A 15,940-nucleotide genomic window follows, 5' to 3' on the forward strand; every position below is an offset into this window, starting at 1 on the left:
AGCCCTCATGGTTCAAAATAACGAGACTATTCTCGCAGCCTCGGCCATATCGAAATTCTTCCCGGGCGCCATCGCATTGGACAAGGTGGATTTCACGCTGCGCCGCGGCGAGGTTCATGCGCTTCTCGGCGAGAACGGCGCCGGCAAATCGACGCTGATCAAGTGCATCACCGGCGCCTACCATCGTGACGAAGGCAGCCTGATGCTGGACGGCCAGGAGATCAATCCGGCCAATACGCTCGCTGCCCAGAATCTCGGCATCGGCACCGTCTATCAGGAGGTCAACCTCCTCTCTAATCTGAGCGTCGCCGAAAATCTCTTTCTCGGTCGCCAGCCGAAGCGTTTCGGCATGACCGACGTGCGCGCGATGAACCACAAGGCGCGCGAACTGCTCGCCGGCTACGGCATCGATATCGACGTCACCGCCGAACTCAGCCGCTTCTCCGTTGCCGTCCAGCAGGTGGTGGCGATCGCTCGCGCCGTCGATCTCTCCGGCAAGGTGCTGATATTGGATGAGCCGACGGCAAGCCTCGACAACCAGGAAGTGGCGCTGCTCTTCCGCATCATCGACGGCCTGAAGAAGCGCGGCCTCGGCATCGTCTTCATTACCCATTTCCTCGAGCAGGTCTATGCGATCAGCGATCGCATCACCGTGCTGCGCAATGGCAAGCTGGTCGGCACCCGCGACGCCGCCGATCTGCCGCGCCAGGGCCTGATCGCCATGATGCTCGGCCGCGAGCTCGCCCAGGCCGAAGAGACGGTCAGGAAACACAGCATTGCGGCGGGCGAGGTCCGCTACAGATTTGCCGGCTACGGCAAACGCGGCAAGGTCAAACCCTTCGATCTCGATGTGCGCGCGGGCGAGGTGGTCGGCATCGCCGGCCTGCTCGGCTCCGGGCGCACCGAAACCGCCGAACTGCTCTTCGGCGTCGAGCATGCCGATAGCGGCAGCGCCACGATCGACGGCCAGCCTGCAACCCTGTCCAGTCCGCGTGCCGCGATCGAAAAGGGCTTCGGCTTCTGCCCCGAGGACCGCAAGACCGATGGCATCGTCGGCGACCTGTCGATCAGGGAAAATATCGCCTTGGCGCTGCAGGCCCGCCGCGGCTGGACCCGGCCGCTGTCGCGCGCCGAGCAGAATGCGCTGGCCGACCGCTACATCAAGGCGCTCGACATCAGAACGACCGACCGCGAGAAGCCGATCCGGCTGCTCTCCGGCGGCAACCAGCAGAAGGCAATTCTTGCCCGCTGGCTGGCGACCAATCCCAAGTTTCTCATCCTCGACGAGCCAACCCGCGGCATCGATGTCGGCGCCCATGCCGAGATTATCCGGCTCATCGAACAGCTCTGCGCCGAAGGCATGTCATTGATCGTAATTTCCTCGGAACTTGAAGAGCTTGTCGCCTATAGTTCACGTGTTATCGTACTTCGCGACAGGCAGCATATCGCCGAACTCACGGGCGAGCGCATCACCGCCGCTGGTATCGTCGATGCCATTGCCGCCGCCGAACACAAGACGGAGGACGCATGAAATCCTCCCGGAATGCGCTGGCCTATCGCCTGGCGCCGCAATTGATCGCTCTCGCTGTCATTCTTCTGTTGAATTTCATAACGTCACCGCAGTTCTTTAATGTGGTGGTTCAGAACGGACGCCTCTATGGCAGCCTGATCGACGTTCTGAATCGCGGCGCGCCGGTGGCGCTCTTGGCGATCGGCATGACGCTGGTGATTGCCACCAAAGGCATCGACCTGTCCGTCGGCGCGATCATCGCCATCTGCGGCGCCGTTGCCGCATCATCGATCGTGTCTGGAAATTCAGTTGCCTACACCATTCTGTTGACGCTGGCGATCGGACTTGCCTGCGGCGTCTGGAACGGTTTCCTGGTGGCGATCCTCAACATCCAGCCGATTATCGCCACGCTGGTGCTGATGGTCGCCGGCCGCGGCATCGCCCAACTCATCACCGAGGGCGCCATCCTGACCTTCAACGATGACGGGCTGATCTTCTTCGGCAGCGGCTCCATGGCTCTCCTGCCGATGCCCGTCGTCATCTGGTTCCTCGTCGGCCTGCTCGTCATCCTGCTCGTCCGCCGAACGGCGCTCGGCATGCTGCTCGAGGCCGTCGGCATCAACCGCCGCGCCAGCACGCTCTCCGGCATCCAGACGCCGGTGCTGCTGATGGCCGTCTATATGCTGAGCGGGCTCTGCGCATCGATTGCAGGCATCATCGTCGCAGCCGACATCAAGGGCGCCGACGCCAACAATGCCGGTCTCTGGCTCGAACTCGACGCCATCCTCGCCGTGGTGGTCGGCGGCAATTCGCTGCTCGGCGGTCGCTTCAGCATCGTGGGATCGCTGATCGGCGCGATGATCATCCAGGCTGTCAATACCGGCATTTTGTCCTCCGGCTTTCCGCCCGAATTCAATCTGATCATCAAGGCGGTGATTATCATCGTGATCCTCGTCATTCAGTCGCCGGCGGTGCAGTCGCTCGCCATCTTTGCCAGCCGCCGGCAGGGCGGAAGGGAGCAGCCGAAATGAACTCCAAATACCTGCCGCTGCTTGCGACGATTGTCATTTTCGTGCTCGCCTATGCCGGCTGCACGCTGCAATATCCGAACATGCTGTCAACGCGCGTCATCGGCAATCTGCTGACCGACAACGCCTTCCTCGGAATTGCCGCGGTCGGCATGACCTTCGTCATCATTTCCGGCGGCATCGATCTGTCGATCGGCTCGATCATCGCATTTACCGGTGTCTTCCTTGCCGTTATCCTGCAGAACACCTCGATCCATCCGCTGCTCGCCTTCGCGCTCGTCCTCGTCATCACCACCGCCTTCGGTGCCGTCATGGGCGCGATCATCCATTATCTCGAAATGCCGGCCTTTATCGTGACACTTGCCGGTATGTTCCTGGCGCGCGGTATCGCCTTTGTGCTCTCGATCGACAGCATTCCGATCAACCACGACTATTATTCGACGCTGACGAGCCTCTATTGGCGGCTGCCCGGAGGCGGGCGGTTGACGCTGATCGGCGCCATCATGCTTCTGGTTTTCGCCGCCGGCATCTTCATCGCCCACCGCACCCGCTTCGGCACCAATGTCTATGCGCTCGGCGGTGGTCCGCAGACGGCGCGGCTGATGGGCGTGCCTGTGGGACGCACGACGATCCAGATCTATGCGCTGTCGGGTTTTCTCGCCGGCCTATCCGGAATCGTTTTTTCGCTGTACACCTCTGCTGGATATTCTCTTGCGGCGGTCGGCGTCGAACTCGACGCCATCGCGGCAGTCGTCATCGGAGGGACGCTGCTGACCGGAGGAGCGGGATTCGTGGCAGGAACCTTGATCGGTATCCTGATCCAGGGGCTCATTCAGACCTACATCACCTTCGACGGCACGCTGTCGAGCTGGTGGACGAAGATCCTGATCGGCCTTCTGCTGTTTGCATTCATCCTGATGCAGAAGGCGATCCTGTTCCTTTCCAGTTTGAACAAGAGGTATGCCTGAGGGGGAGACGGATCGCTTGCGCAACAAATTGATCGAGACACGCAAGACAGGGCGCCGGACGCGGACGAGCCACGCGCAGGTAGTCGACGAGCTCGGCAAGGGGATCGTCGCAGGCACCTATCCCGTCGGCTCGATCCTGCCGGGCGATACGGAACTGGCGCAACGCTTCAAGGTGTCGCGCACGGTCTTGCGCGAGACGATGAAGACGCTCGCCGCTAAGGGCATGGTCGTCGCCAAGGCGCGCGTCGGCACGCGTGTGACCGAGAAGAACCTCTGGAACATGTTCGACAGCGAGATTATCGCTTGGCACTTCGACAGTGGTGTGACGGAAGAATTCCTGTTGCAGCTTTACGATATCCGTCTTGCCGTCGAACCCTTCGCCGCCGGCCTCGTCGCCGAGCGGGCCAATGCCGAGGAAATCGAAACGCTGCGCGGGCTGGCGGAGGAGATGGCGGCAAGCGGCCATACGGCCGACAGCTTGGCGCTCGCCGACCTACACTTTCACCTGGCGCTCGCCGAAGCCTCGCACAATCCCTTCATGCGCACCCTCGGCAGCCTCATCGAGGCGGCTCTCGTCGGCATGTTCCGCATCAGTACGCCGCCTTCCGAAAATGGCTTTGCCAATATTGCCGACACCCATATGCGCATCGTCGATGCCATCGCTTCCGGTGACAGCGCCGCCGCGCGCCGGGCGATGGAAGTCGTCATCTTGGACGGCCGCGATCATGTGCGCGAATCCTTTGCGACCAGCGGCTCTCCTGATGTCATGGAGCCGCTTTCGCCGGAAATTTCACCTAAGTAAGGGCTTTGCCTGAGCTGTGGCTTTGTGCTTCTTTGGAGACGCGCAAAGCACGCCATCGCACTTTCGATCCTTCCATCGCGGCTTCCGAAAATCGATTCCGATTTCAGGAATTATGCAGTATGAGGCAGCAAAGCCGCCTTATCGCGCGGATTCGCGGAGCAGATCATGGAACGTACTTGCCTTGCCGTCATCCTTGCTGCCGGTGACAGCACGCGGATGAAATCCTCGAAATCGAAGGTGCTGCATCCGGTCGCCGGGCGGCCGATGATCGCCCATGTGGTCGAGGCGGTCGCCTCCGCCGGTATTTCCTCCGTCGCCCTTGTCGTCGGCCGCGACGCCGAGGCGGTTGCAAAGGCCGCAAGCACCGATGGTGTTGGCGTCGAATCCTATCTGCAGCAGCAGCGCCTCGGCACCGGCCATGCGGTGCTGGCGGCGCGCGAAGCGATCGCCAGGGGTTATGACGATATCCTCGTCACCTATGGCGACGTGCCCCTGCAGACCGACGGCCCGCTCAAAGCCGCCCGCCAGGGTCTTGCCGATGGCAGCGACATCGTCGTCATCGGTTTTCACACCGACCGTCCGACCGGCTACGGCCGGCTGCTTGTCAAGGACGGCGAACTCATCGCCATCCGCGAGGAGAAGGATGCGACCGATGCCGAGCGCGCCGTTACCTGGTGCAACAGCGGGCTGATGGCGATCAACGGCCGCAAGGCGCTCGATCTGCTCTCACGCATCGGCAATGCCAATGCTAAGGGCGAATTCTATCTGACCGATCTCGTCGAGATCGCCCGCTCGCTCGGCGGCCGCGTCACCGCCGTCGATGCCCCTGAAATCGAGATGACCGGCTGCAACAACCGCGCGGAACTCGCCGTCATCGAGCGCTTCTGGCAGGAACGCCGCCGCCGCGAGATGATGCTGGCGGGCGTCACCATGATCGCACCGGAAACGGTGTTCCTCTCCTACGATACCGTCATTGGCCAGGATGCGCTGATCGAGCCGAATGTCGTTTTCGGTCCCGGCGCAGTGATCGACAGCGGCGCCGTCATTCACGCCTTCTCGCATATCGAAGGCGCCCATGTCAGTGAGAGCGCGACCGTCGGTCCCTTCGCGCGGCTGCGGCCGGGGGCCGATCTCGCCAATGGTTCCAAGGTCGGCAATTTCTGCGAGGTTAAGAATGGCCGGTTGGGCGAGGGCGCCAAGGTCAACCATCTCACTTACATCGGCGATGCCGTCGTCGGCGCCGGCAGCAATATCGGCGCCGGCACGATCACCTGCAATTATGACGGGGTCAACAAGAGCGAGACGGTGATCGGCGAGAACGCCTTTATCGGTTCCAACTCGTCGCTGGTCGCGCCGGTGACGATCGGCGACGGCGCCTATGTCGGCTCTGGCAGCGTCATCACCGCCGACGTGCCGGCCGATGCGCTGGCGCTCGGCCGCGCCCGCCAAGAGATCAAGCCCGGCCGGGCGACCCTGCTGCGCGAGCGTGCGCTCGCCAGCAAGGCGGCGAAGAAGGCCAAGGCTTGAGGCCGCTTTCCGTAACCGGCGGAAATTGAAAGTGACCGCCGAGGCCATTGAGAAATAAGCGGAAATCAGTAGGACTGGCCTCATTGTTGGAGGCTCATGGGGATATTGCATGTGCGGAATTGTGGGGATCGTCGGAACTCAGCCCGTTGCCGGGCGCCTGGTCGATGCGCTGAAGCGTCTCGAATATCGCGGTTATGATTCCGCCGGTGTCGCCACCATCCATGAGGGCGTGATGGATCGCCGCCGCGCCGAGGGCAAGCTCTTCAATCTGGAAAAACGCCTCGATGCGGAACCGCTGCCGGGTTTGGTCGGAATCGCCCATACGCGCTGGGCGACCCACGGCGTGCCGAACGAAACCAATGCCCATCCGCATTTCGTCGAAGGCGTCGCCGTCGTCCATAACGGCATCATCGAGAACTTCTCCGAGCTTCGCGACGAACTGACCGCGGACGGCTCGGTCTTCGAAACCCAGACCGACACCGAGGTCGTCGCCCAGCTGATGGCAAAATATCTGCGCGAGGGCTTCGAGCCGCGCGCCGCCATGCTGAAAATGCTGAACCGGGTGACCGGCGCCTATGCGCTGGCCGTCATGCTCAAGGCCGATCCCGGCACGATCATGGCCGCCCGTTCCGGTCCGCCGCTTGCCGTCGGCTACGGCCGCGGCGAGATGTTCCTCGGCTCGGATGCCATCGCGCTCTCGCCCTTCACCAACGAAATCACCTATCTCGTCGACGGCGACTGCGCCGTCATCACCCGCGATAGCGTCTCGGTGCTGGATTTTACCGGCAAGCCGGTCGAGCGCGCCCGGCAGATCTCGCAGGCGACCGCTTATGTCGTCGACAAGGGCAATCACCGCCACTTCATGGAAAAGGAAATCTACGAGCAGCCGGAGGTCATCTCCCATGCGCTCAGCCACTATGTCGATTTCGCCGAGAACACGATCGGCGCCAATGCCGCGGCGATCGACTTCAAAGCGGCGACCGGCTTGGCGATCTCGGCCTGTGGCACCGCCTATCTCGCCGGCCTTGTCGGCAAATACTGGTTCGAGCGCTATGCCCGCCTGCCGGTCGAGATCGACGTCGCCTCGGAATTCCGCTACCGCGAAATGCCGCTTTCGCCGACGCAGGCGGCCCTCTTCATCTCGCAGTCCGGCGAAACCGCCGACACGCTGGCATCGCTGCGTTACTGCCGCGACAACGGCCTGAAGATCGGCGCCGTCGTCAATGTCCGCGAATCGACTATGGCGCGCGAATCCGACGCCGTGTTCCCGATCATGGCAGGCCCGGAAATCGGCGTCGCCTCGACCAAGGCCTTCACCTGCCAGCTCGCCGTGCTGGCGTCGCTGGCGATCGGTGCCGGCAAGGCGCGCGGCACGGTCAGCGCCGAAGAGGAGAGGGCGCTGGTGCGGCATCTCGCCGAAATGCCGCGCATCATGAGCCGGGTGCTGAACCTCATCCAGCCGCAGATGGAAAGCCTGTCGCGGGAACTGTCGAAATGCAAGGACGTGCTCTATCTCGGCCGCGGCACCAGCTTCCCGCTCGCCATGGAAGGCGCGCTGAAGCTCAAGGAAATCTCCTATATCCACGCCGAGGGTTATGCCGCCGGCGAATTGAAGCACGGGCCGATCGCGCTGATCGACGAGAACATGCCTGTTATCGTCATTGCTCCCTATGACCGCTTCTTCGAAAAGACCGTCTCCAACATGCAGGAGGTCGCAGCCCGCGGCGGCCGCATCGTCTTCATCACCGACGAAGCCGGTGCCGCCGCCTCGAAACTGCCGACCATGGCGACGATTACCCTGCCTGTCGTCGACGAAATCATCGCGCCGATGATCTTCTCGCTGCCGATCCAGCTGCTCGCCTATCATACGGCCGTCTTCATGGGCACCGACGTCGATCAGCCGCGCAATCTCGCGAAATCCGTGACCGTGGAATAAGCCTTTTGGACCGGGGTCTTCGCCCCGAAACATATTGTGCGACGCCCCGAATTCTGGCAATTTTGGGATGCGGACAAGGGGGAAGGGCCGGCGTTCCGGCCCGTCCAGGACTGAGATGGAGTTCATCAGGAAACGATGGCCGACAACGCCCCCAGAATGCCGGTCGCGACCCGGCTGAGGAACAATTTTCTCGCAGGCCTGATCATCTGCGCGCCGATCGCCATTACCATCTGGCTGACCTGGACCTTCATCCATTGGTCGGACAGCTGGGTCAGGCCTTATATTCCGGCGCGCTGGAATCCGGAAAGCTATCTCAATTTCGCCATTCCCGGCTTCGGCCTGCTGATCGCCATCGTGCTGATCACCGTCGTCGGTTTCCTCGGCAAGAACCTCATCGGCCAGAGCATCGTCCGTTTCGGCGAATCGATCGTCCAGCGCATGCCGCTGGTGCGCACGATCTATAAGAGCGTGAAGCAGATTTTCGAAACGGTGCTGAAAGAGCAGGCGAATTCCTTCAAGAAGGTGGGCCTCATCGAATATCCGAGCGCGGGCCTCTGGGCGCTTGTCTTTATCGCCACCGATGCCAAGGGCGAGATCGCCTCGAAGTTCAATGCCATGGGCCAGGATATGGTCGCCGTCTTCCTGCCGCCGACGCCGGTGCCGACGGCCGGCTTCCTGATCTTCGTGCCGCGCGAAAAGATCGTGATGCTCGACATGAGCCCGGAGGACGCCGCCAAGTTCCTGATCTCAGGCGGCCTCGTCGCCCCCGAACACAAGCCGTCCGAGCCGAAGCAGAAGCATCTGCCGCGGCCGAAGCCGGTGGCGGTGTCCAAGGCGGATTGATGCATGTCGCCCAAAAGTGTTTGGCGCTTTGAGATAACGACATGCATGGAAAGAAGATTGAAGCGCCGCGGCGCGATTTATCCTGCTCTTAAGAACCGGATCGCCTCGTCGCGGCGGAACAGGTAGAGCAGCGTGCGGATCGCCTGTCCTCTGTCGCTGGTCAACTCCGGATCGCGCTCGATGAGATAGGCCGCATCCTTGCGGGCAATTTCCAGCAGGTCGGCATGCGCCTCGAGGCTGGCGATACGAAAACCCGGCGTGCCGGACTGCCGGGTGCCGAGCAGCTCGCCTTCGCCGCGCAGCTTCAGATCCTCCTCGGCGATGCGGAATCCGTCCTCCGTTTCCCGCATGATCGAAAGCCTGGCATGGCCAGTCTCGCCGAGCGGCCCCTTGTAGAGCAGGATGCAGGTCGACGCTTCGTCGCCGCGTCCGACCCGGCCGCGCAGCTGGTGCAATTGCGCCAGGCCGAAGCGTTCGGCATGTTCGATCACCATGATCGTCGCATCCGGCACGTCGACTCCGACTTCGACGACAGTGGTGGCGACGAGCAGCCGGCTCTCGCCGTTCTTGAACGCCATCATCGCCGCATCCTTCTCCGGCCCGCTCATGCGGCCGTGGATGAGGCCGATATCGGGGCCGAGTGCGGCAACAAGTGTCGCATGCCGCTCCTCGGCCGACATCAGGTCGAGCTCTTCGGACTCTTCGACCAGCGGGCAGATCCAGTAGGCCTTCTTGCCCTCGGCAAGCGCGCTCTGCAGCCGGCCGACGATCTCGCCGGTGCGCTCCATCGGCACGGTGATCGTCTGGATCGGCTTGCGGCCGGCCGGCTTTTCCGTGAGCTTGGAAACGTCCATGTCGCCGAAGGCGGCAAGCACCAGCGTGCGCGGGATCGGCGTCGCCGTCATCACAAGCATGTGCGGCGAGATGCCCTTGGCCGTCAGCCTGAGCCGCTGATGCACGCCGAAACGGTGCTGCTCGTCGACGACGGCCAGCATGAGGTTGGCGTAAGATACAGTATCCTGGAACAGCGCATGGGTGCCGATGATGACCTGCGCCGCACCCGAGGCGATGCGCTCCAGGATCTCCTCCCGCTCGCGTCCCTTGGTGCGCCCGGTCAACACCTCGATGCCGAGCCCGGCGGAGGCGGCGAATTTCGAGATCGTCGCGTGGTGCTGGCGCGCCAGGATTTCGGTCGGCGCCATCAGAACGGCCTGGCCGCCGCTCTCGATCACCGCCGCCATCGACATCAACGCCACCAGCGTCTTGCCGGAACCGACATCGCCCTGCAGCAGCCGCAGCATGCGCTCGTTGCCGGCCATGTCATTCAAAATGTCGGCGATCGCCTCGTTCTGGCTTGATGTGGGTGAGAAGGGCAGCGCCTTCAGGATCTTGCCGCTGACCGCACCCGTCGCCTGCACAGGCTGGCCCGCCACCTTGCGCAGCCGCTGGCGCACCAGGCTCAGCGACAGCTGGCCGGCGAGGAACTCATCATAGGCGAGCCGCCGCCGCGCCGGGGCTTGCGGGTCGATATCGGCGGGGTCGCGCGGCTCGTGCAGCATATGGAAACTGTCGCGGATCGACGGCAGGCCCTGCTTCTGCGCCAGCGCCGAGTCGATCCATTCCGGCAGCTCGGGAAATCGCGGCAGGGCGGCATCGATGATCTTGCGCAATGTCTTCGGTGAAAGCCCCGCCGTCAGCGGATAGATCGGCTCAACCAGCGGCAGGTTCTCCGCTTCCTCCGCTCTGACGATATAGTCCGGATGCACCATCGAGGCGCGGCCGTTGAACCAGTCGACCTTGCCGCTGACCGTCACCTCGGCATCAACAGGCAGCTGCTTTTCCAGCCAAGCCGCTTGGCCGCGGAAGAAGACCAGCGTCAGTTCGCCGGTCTGGTCATGCAGGAAGACGCGATAGGGCACATTGGTCTTGCCGCGCGGCGGAACCTGGTGGCGGTCGACGCGGGCGGTTATCGTCACGATCGCACCCTGCGGCGACAAGGCGATTCCCGGCTGATTGCGCCGGTCGATCAGCGAGAAGGGCGCGTGGAAGAGGAGATCGATGACCCGGCAATCCTCCGGCGTCTCGCGACCGAGCAGCTTGACCAGCAGTTCGGCGATCTTCGGGCCGACGCCCGGAAGGCCCGAAATGGGGGAAAACAGCGGATCGAGAATGGCGGGGCGCATGCGGTCAAAATGCGATGAACAATGCGGCCTTGGCAAGGCTGACAAGCCGCTTTCGAGTGGCTATAGAGGCGCATCAACAGGAAGGTAATGCCATGACAGGTGTCACGCTCACGAGTGCCGGTCTCGACCCGCGCCGCCGCCGCATCCTTTTCCGCTGCTGGCATCGAGGCATCCGCGAGATGGATCTGGTCTTCGGCCAGTTCGCCGAAGCCGAGATCGCGACGCTTTCGGACGCCGAGCTCGACGAGTTCGAGACGATCATGGCCGAAGAGGATAATGACCTGCTCCGCTGGATCATGGGAACCTGGCCGGTGCCAGAGCGTTTCCAGACACCGATGTTTGCCCGCCTTGCCGCCTATACGCCCGATTTCGACAAGCCCCTCAGGACGCCGGAATGATCCCTGGTTTCGATGCGAAGAAGCTTGCGGCCATTGCCGAGCCGCTGACGATCGGCAATGTGCCTGCCGGCCTCGAACCGCTGCTGCTCGCCGAACTCGCCCGCACGGGAGAGCCGGTCGCCTATGTCATGTCAGACGGCCACCGCATGGCCGATCTCGAGCAGATGCTGGGCTTCGTCGCCCCCGACATTCCGGTTCTCACCCTGCCGGCCTGGGACTGTCTGCCCTATGACCGCGTCTCGCCGAGCGCCGATACCTCGGCCCGCCGGCTTGCGGCACTCGGCGGCCTCATCGCCCACCGGAAAAAGCCGCATGCGGCCATCGTGCTCGTCACCGCCAATGCCATGCTGCAGAAGGTGGCGCCGCATGATGTCATCGAAAGCCTGAGCTTTTCGGCCCGACCCGGCAACCAGCTGCGCATGGACGATCTCGCGGGGCGCCTGGAGCGCAACGGCTTCGATCGCGTTGCGACCGTTCGCGAGGTCGGCGAATATGCCGTGCGCGGCGGCATTCTCGACGTCTTCGTGCCGGGTTCGGAAGAGCCGGTCCGCCTCGATTTCTTCGGCGATACGCTGGAATCGATCCGCAGCTTCGATCCGGCGAGCCAACGCACGACGGGTCAGGTGCGCTCGCTCGATCTCAACCCGATGAGCGAGGTGACGCTGACGCCGGATACGATCAGCCGCTTCCGCAAGAATTACCTCTCGGCTTTCGGCGCGACGACCCGTGATGACGCGCTCTATCTCGCCGTCTCCGAAGGCCGCCGTTATCCCGGCATGGAGCATTGGCTGCCGTTCTTCTACGAGAAGCTCGATACCGTCTTCGATTATCTCAGCGGCTTCCGAGTCGTCACCGACCACACCGTGCGGGAGGCGGCGGAGGAACGCTCCAAGCTCGTCCTCGATTATTTCGATGCCCGCCTGAATTCCGGCCAGCCGTCCAAGGGTCAGATGGCGCAGGGCACACCCTACAAGCCGGTGGCGCCGGGGCAGCTCTACCTGGACAGCAAGCTTTTCGCCAAGACTCTCGACGCGCTCGGCGCGATCCGCATCAGCCCCTTCAACGAGATAGAGGGCGAGGCGAGGCGGGTCGTCAATATCGAGGCCCGCCAGGGCCAGCGCTGGGCCCGCTCGAATGCCGAAGGCGGCGGCGATGCCGAACGCGTCAATATCTTCGACGTCGTCGTCAAGCATATCGCCGACCGACGCGCCGACGGGGCGAAGGTGCTGGTCACCGCCTGGACCGAAGGTTCGCTGGAGCGCCTGCTGCAGGTGCTGAACGAGCACGGCTTGGAAAAGGTGAAGCCGGTCGAGGCGCTGAAGGATCTCGCGGCGCTGGGCAAAGGCGAGTCCGCCGCCGCCGTGCTCAATCTCGAATCCGGCTTCGAGGCCGGTGATCTCGTCGTCATCGGCGAGCAGGATATTCTCGGCGACCGCATGGTGCGCCGCTCCAAGCGCCGCAAGCGCGCCGCCGATTTCATCGCCGAGGTCGCCGGCCTCGACGAAGGCTCGATCGTCGTCCATGCCGAACACGGCATCGGCCGCTTCATCGGCCTCAAGACCATCGAGGCGGCGGGCGCCCCGCATGCCTGCCTCGAACTGCAATATGCCGATGAGGCCAAACTCTTCCTGCCGGTCGAAAACATCGACCTGCTCTCGCGCTACGGCGGCGACGGCACCGACGCCCAGCTCGACAAGCTCGGCGGCGGCGCGTGGCAGATGCGCAAGGCCAAGCTCAAGAAGCGCCTGCTCGACATGGCCGATGCGCTGATCCGTATCGCCGCCGAGCGCCTGACGCGCCATGCGCCCGTTCTGACGACGCCGGACGGCCTTTACGACGAATTTGCCGCCCGCTTCCCCTATGATGAGACCGAGGACCAGGATAACGCCATCGACGCGGTGCGCTCCGATCTGGGCGCCGGCCGGCCGATGGATCGTCTCGTCTGCGGTGACGTCGGTTTCGGCAAGACCGAAGTGGCACTGCGCGCCGCCTTCGTCGCCGCGATGAATGGCGTCCAGGTTGCCATCGTCGTGCCGACGACACTGCTCGCGCGCCAGCATTTCAAAACCTTTTCCGAGCGCTTCCGCGGCCTGCCGGTGCGCATCCAGCAGGCCTCACGCCTGGTTGGCGCCAAGGAGCTGGCGCTGACCAAGAAGGAAGTGGCGGAAGGGAAGACCGATATTGTCGTCGGCACCCATGCGCTGCTCGGCGCCGGCATCAAATTTGCCAACCTCGGCCTGCTCGTCATCGACGAGGAGCAGCATTTCGGCGTCAAGCACAAGGAGCGGCTGAAGGAGCTGAAGAGCGACGTGCACGTGCTGACGCTGTCGGCCACACCGATCCCGCGCACGCTGCAGCTTGCCATGACCGGCGTGCGCGAACTGTCGCTGATCACCACGCCGCCGGTCGATCGCATGGCGGTGCGCACCTTCATCTCGCCTTTCGACAGCCTGGTCATCCGCGAGACGCTGATGCGCGAGCACTATCGCGGCGGCCAGAGTTTTTACGTCTGCCCGAGGCTTGCCGATCTCGCCGATGTGCACGCCTTCCTGCAGTCCGATGTGCCGGAGCTGAAGGTTGCCGTGGCGCATGGTCAAATGCCGGCCGGCGAACTCGAAGATATCATGAACGCCTTTTATGAAGGCCGTTACGACGTGCTGTTGTCGACCACCATCGTCGAATCCGGCCTCGACGTGCCGACAGCCAACACGTTGATCGTTCACCGCGCCGATATGTTCGGCCTTGCCCAGCTCTATCAGTTGCGCGGTCGCGTCGGACGCTCGAAGGTGCGCGCCTTCGCACTCTTCACCCTGCCTGTGAACAAGGTGCTGACGCCGACGGCAGATCGCCGCCTCAAGGTGCTGCAGTCGCTCGATACGCTCGGCGCCGGCTTCCAGCTGGCAAGCCACGACCTCGATATCCGCGGCGCTGGCAACCTGCTCGGCGAAGAGCAGTCTGGCCATATCAAAGAGGTTGGCTTCGAACTCTACCAGCAGATGCTGGAAGAAGCGGTCGCCGAGGTGAAGGGCGTCGACGAGATCCACGATACCGGCTGGTCGCCGCAAATCTCGGTCGGCACGACGGTGATGATCCCGGAGGACTACGTTCCCGATCTGCATCTGCGCATGGCGCTTTACCGCCGTCTCGGCGAACTCACCGAGCTCAAGGAGATCGACGGCTTCGGCGCCGAGATGATCGACCGCTTCGGCCCGATGCCGATCGAAGTCCAGCACCTCCTCAAGATCGTCTACATCAAGTCGCTCTGCCGCACCGCCAATGTCGAAAAACTCGATGCCGGCCCGAAGGGCGTCGTCGTGCAGTTCCGCAACAAGGAATTCCCGAACCCGGCAAATCTCGTCGGTTACATAGGCAAGCAGGGTACGATGGCGAAGATCCGCCCCGACCACAGCCTGTTCCTGACCCGCGACCTGCCGACACCGGAAAAACGCCTCCAGGGGGCCGCGGTCATCATGACGCAACTGGCAGAGATGGCGAGATAAACCGAGGGAAAAGGGCATGGCGACATACGGCGCAACAATCGCCTGGCGGCGAAACGGCGAGACCTTCACGGACAACCGCTACAGCCGCGTCCATCGCTGGACGTTCGACGGCGGCATCGAGGTGAGGGCGTCCTCATCGTCGCATGTCGTTCCGCTTCCCTATTCCGCCCAAGACGCCGTCGATCCCGAAGAGGCTTTCGTCGCCTCGCTCTCCAGCTGCCACATGCTCTGGTTCCTGTCGATCGCCGCCAAACAGGGCTTCTGCGTCGACGGCTACACCGATGCCGCCGAGGGCATCATGGAGAAGAATGCCGAAGGCCGCCTCGCCATGACCGTCGTAACGCTCCGCCCGCATGTCGTCTTCTCCGGCGACAAGCAGCCCTCGTTGAGCCAACTCGAAGCGCTGCACCATCGCGCCCACGACGAATGTTTCATCGCCAATTCGGTGAAGACCGAGGTGCGCTGCGTGCCGGTTCTGGGGTAAATCTAGGGCCGTGTCCGGCCTTGCCCTCTGTTAGTTAAGCCCCGATCGCGCCTCGGCCTTCGCCTTGGCGATATCGCGCAGTGCATTCGCCAGCACATCCGGTGTCTGCGCGCCGCTGACGGCATATTGCTGGTCGAAGATGAAGAAGGGCACGCCGTTGACGCCCATTTCCTGCGCCGCCTTGATTTCGGCACCGATCAGATCACGATCGGCGTCGGAGGCGAGCAGCGAGGCGATGACCGAACGGTCTAGGCCGGCCTTTTCGCCGATATCGAGCAGCACCGCGTGGTCGCCGACATTGCGGCCTTCTTCGAAGTTGGCCTTGAACAGGGCGGCGACGACCCGGTCCTGCGCCTCGCGTCCTTCGATCATCGCCCAGTGGATTAGCCGATGGGCATCGAGCGTGTTGGGGCCGATCTTGATCGCCTCGAAATCGAAGGCAATGCCGACTTCGCGGCCGAGATCGGTCAGCATCTTGTGGGCCTGCGCCACACGCTCCTCGCCGCCGAGCTTCTCGGCCAGTGCCTTCTTCTGGTCGACCCCCTCCTTGGGATAGTCGGGATTGAGCCGGTACGGCCGCCAGTTGATGTCGACGCCGATCTCGTCCTGCACCTCGGCGATGGCGAGTTCCAGCCGCGCCTTGCCTAGATAGCACCAGGGGCAGACGACATCCGAGACCACGTCGATGGTGATGCGCTCCATGATCGTTTTCCTTATTCTCTGTGTCTCCGGAGGAGACATCGGGCCGAGGCGTTCGGCCG

The 15,940-nt window shown here is 63.2% G+C and carries 12 protein-coding genes; 10 read left to right on the forward strand and 2 right to left on the reverse strand.

Annotated elements, in window-relative coordinates; all coding sequences use genetic code 11:
• The first annotated feature begins 7 nt into the window (after positions 1-7).
• The 7 genes from ytfR (at position 8) to N2597_RS09095 (ending at position 8,614) form a co-directional block, all read left to right on the forward strand.
• Complete coding sequence (ytfR, locus tag N2597_RS09065; protein ID WP_183596304.1) at positions 8-1,531, forward strand: galactofuranose ABC transporter, ATP-binding protein YtfR; 1,524 nt, start codon at positions 8-10, stop codon at positions 1,529-1,531.
• Positions 1,528-2,541, forward strand: coding sequence for an ABC transporter permease (locus N2597_RS09070; RefSeq protein WP_009995723.1), 1,014 nt, complete (start codon positions 1,528-1,530; stop codon positions 2,539-2,541). The genes ytfR and N2597_RS09070 overlap by 4 nt, the downstream gene beginning before the upstream one ends.
• The gene (yjfF, locus tag N2597_RS09075; RefSeq protein ID WP_009995722.1) at positions 2,538-3,506 is read left to right on the forward strand and encodes a galactofuranose ABC transporter, permease protein YjfF; all 969 of its coding nucleotides are present in this window, start codon (positions 2,538-2,540) and stop codon (positions 3,504-3,506) included. The genes N2597_RS09070 and yjfF overlap by 4 nt, the downstream gene beginning before the upstream one ends.
• Positions 3,507-3,522: 16 nt before the next feature.
• Entirely contained in the window at positions 3,523-4,308 is a 786-nt protein-coding gene (locus N2597_RS09080) for a FadR/GntR family transcriptional regulator (RefSeq protein ID WP_039623240.1), read from the forward strand.
• A 165-nt stretch (positions 4,309-4,473) separates the two neighbouring features.
• Complete coding sequence (gene glmU / locus N2597_RS09085) at positions 4,474-5,835, forward strand: bifunctional UDP-N-acetylglucosamine diphosphorylase/glucosamine-1-phosphate N-acetyltransferase GlmU (protein ID WP_077993700.1); 1,362 nt, start codon at positions 4,474-4,476, stop codon at positions 5,833-5,835.
• A gap of 109 nt (positions 5,836-5,944) precedes the next feature.
• Positions 5,945-7,771: a glutamine--fructose-6-phosphate transaminase (isomerizing) gene (gene glmS / locus N2597_RS09090; RefSeq protein WP_106795633.1), complete on the forward strand. Its 1,827-nt coding sequence runs from the start codon at positions 5,945-5,947 to the stop codon at positions 7,769-7,771.
• Between the two features lie 135 nt (positions 7,772-7,906).
• The gene (locus tag N2597_RS09095) at positions 7,907-8,614 is read left to right on the forward strand and encodes a DUF502 domain-containing protein (protein ID WP_096762753.1); all 708 of its coding nucleotides are present in this window, start codon (positions 7,907-7,909) and stop codon (positions 8,612-8,614) included.
• 77 nt (positions 8,615-8,691) lie between these two features.
• Here the strand turns inward: N2597_RS09095 and recG are convergent, their stop codons facing one another.
• Positions 8,692-10,797: an ATP-dependent DNA helicase RecG gene (recG, locus tag N2597_RS09100; protein WP_183596302.1), complete on the reverse strand. Its 2,106-nt coding sequence runs from the start codon at positions 10,795-10,797 to the stop codon at positions 8,692-8,694.
• A gap of 92 nt (positions 10,798-10,889) precedes the next feature.
• On the opposite strand from recG, the gene N2597_RS09105 reads away from it, so the two are divergent.
• Genes N2597_RS09105 through N2597_RS09115 form a run of 3 tightly spaced genes read left to right on the forward strand, consistent with a single transcriptional unit; the run spans position 10,890 to position 15,179 of the window.
• Positions 10,890-11,195: an FAD assembly factor SdhE gene (locus N2597_RS09105; RefSeq protein ID WP_009993873.1), complete on the forward strand. Its 306-nt coding sequence runs from the start codon at positions 10,890-10,892 to the stop codon at positions 11,193-11,195.
• Positions 11,192-14,695, forward strand: coding sequence for a transcription-repair coupling factor (mfd, locus tag N2597_RS09110; RefSeq protein ID WP_183596300.1), 3,504 nt, complete (start codon positions 11,192-11,194; stop codon positions 14,693-14,695). Before N2597_RS09105 ends, mfd begins: the two co-directional genes overlap by 4 nt.
• Positions 14,696-14,711: 16 nt before the next feature.
• Positions 14,712-15,179, forward strand: a complete 468-nt coding sequence (locus tag N2597_RS09115) for an OsmC family protein (protein ID WP_183596298.1) — start codon at positions 14,712-14,714, stop codon at positions 15,177-15,179.
• A gap of 30 nt (positions 15,180-15,209) precedes the next feature.
• On the opposite strand, the gene N2597_RS09120 is transcribed toward N2597_RS09115, so the two are convergent.
• On the reverse strand, positions 15,210-15,881 hold the full coding sequence (locus N2597_RS09120; protein ID WP_038688886.1) for a DsbA family oxidoreductase: 672 nt from the start codon (positions 15,879-15,881) through the stop codon (positions 15,210-15,212).
• Positions 15,882-15,940 lie beyond the last annotated feature (59 nt).

It is taken from the genome of Rhizobium sophoriradicis (assembly GCF_025200795.1).
Taxonomy (GTDB): Bacteria; Pseudomonadota; Alphaproteobacteria; order Rhizobiales; family Rhizobiaceae; genus Rhizobium; species Rhizobium sophoriradicis.

What these genes read in the sequence shown, in the direction of transcription:
- glmU (WP_077993700.1), top strand. Translation starts at nt 4,474, where the DNA reads ATGGAACGTACTTGCCTTGCCGTCATCCTTGCTGCCGGTGACAGCACG.
- mfd (WP_183596300.1), top strand. Translation starts at nt 11,192, where the DNA reads ATGATCCCTGGTTTCGATGCGAAGAAGCTTGCGGCCATTGCCGAGCCG.
- N2597_RS09070 (WP_009995723.1), top strand. Translation starts at nt 1,528, where the DNA reads ATGAAATCCTCCCGGAATGCGCTGGCCTATCGCCTGGCGCCGCAATTG.
- N2597_RS09115 (WP_183596298.1), top strand. Translation starts at nt 14,712, where the DNA reads ATGGCGACATACGGCGCAACAATCGCCTGGCGGCGAAACGGCGAGACC.
- yjfF (WP_009995722.1), top strand. Translation starts at nt 2,538, where the DNA reads ATGAACTCCAAATACCTGCCGCTGCTTGCGACGATTGTCATTTTCGTG.
- recG (WP_183596302.1), bottom strand. Translation starts at nt 10,797, where the DNA reads ATGCGCCCCGCCATTCTCGATCCGCTGTTTTCCCCCATTTCGGGCCTT.
- N2597_RS09120 (WP_038688886.1), bottom strand. Translation starts at nt 15,881, where the DNA reads ATGGAGCGCATCACCATCGACGTGGTCTCGGATGTCGTCTGCCCCTGG.
- N2597_RS09095 (WP_096762753.1), top strand. Translation starts at nt 7,907, where the DNA reads ATGGCCGACAACGCCCCCAGAATGCCGGTCGCGACCCGGCTGAGGAAC.
- glmS (WP_106795633.1), top strand. Translation starts at nt 5,945, where the DNA reads ATGTGCGGAATTGTGGGGATCGTCGGAACTCAGCCCGTTGCCGGGCGC.
- ytfR (WP_183596304.1), top strand. Translation starts at nt 8, where the DNA reads ATGGTTCAAAATAACGAGACTATTCTCGCAGCCTCGGCCATATCGAAA.
- N2597_RS09105 (WP_009993873.1), top strand. Translation starts at nt 10,890, where the DNA reads ATGACAGGTGTCACGCTCACGAGTGCCGGTCTCGACCCGCGCCGCCGC.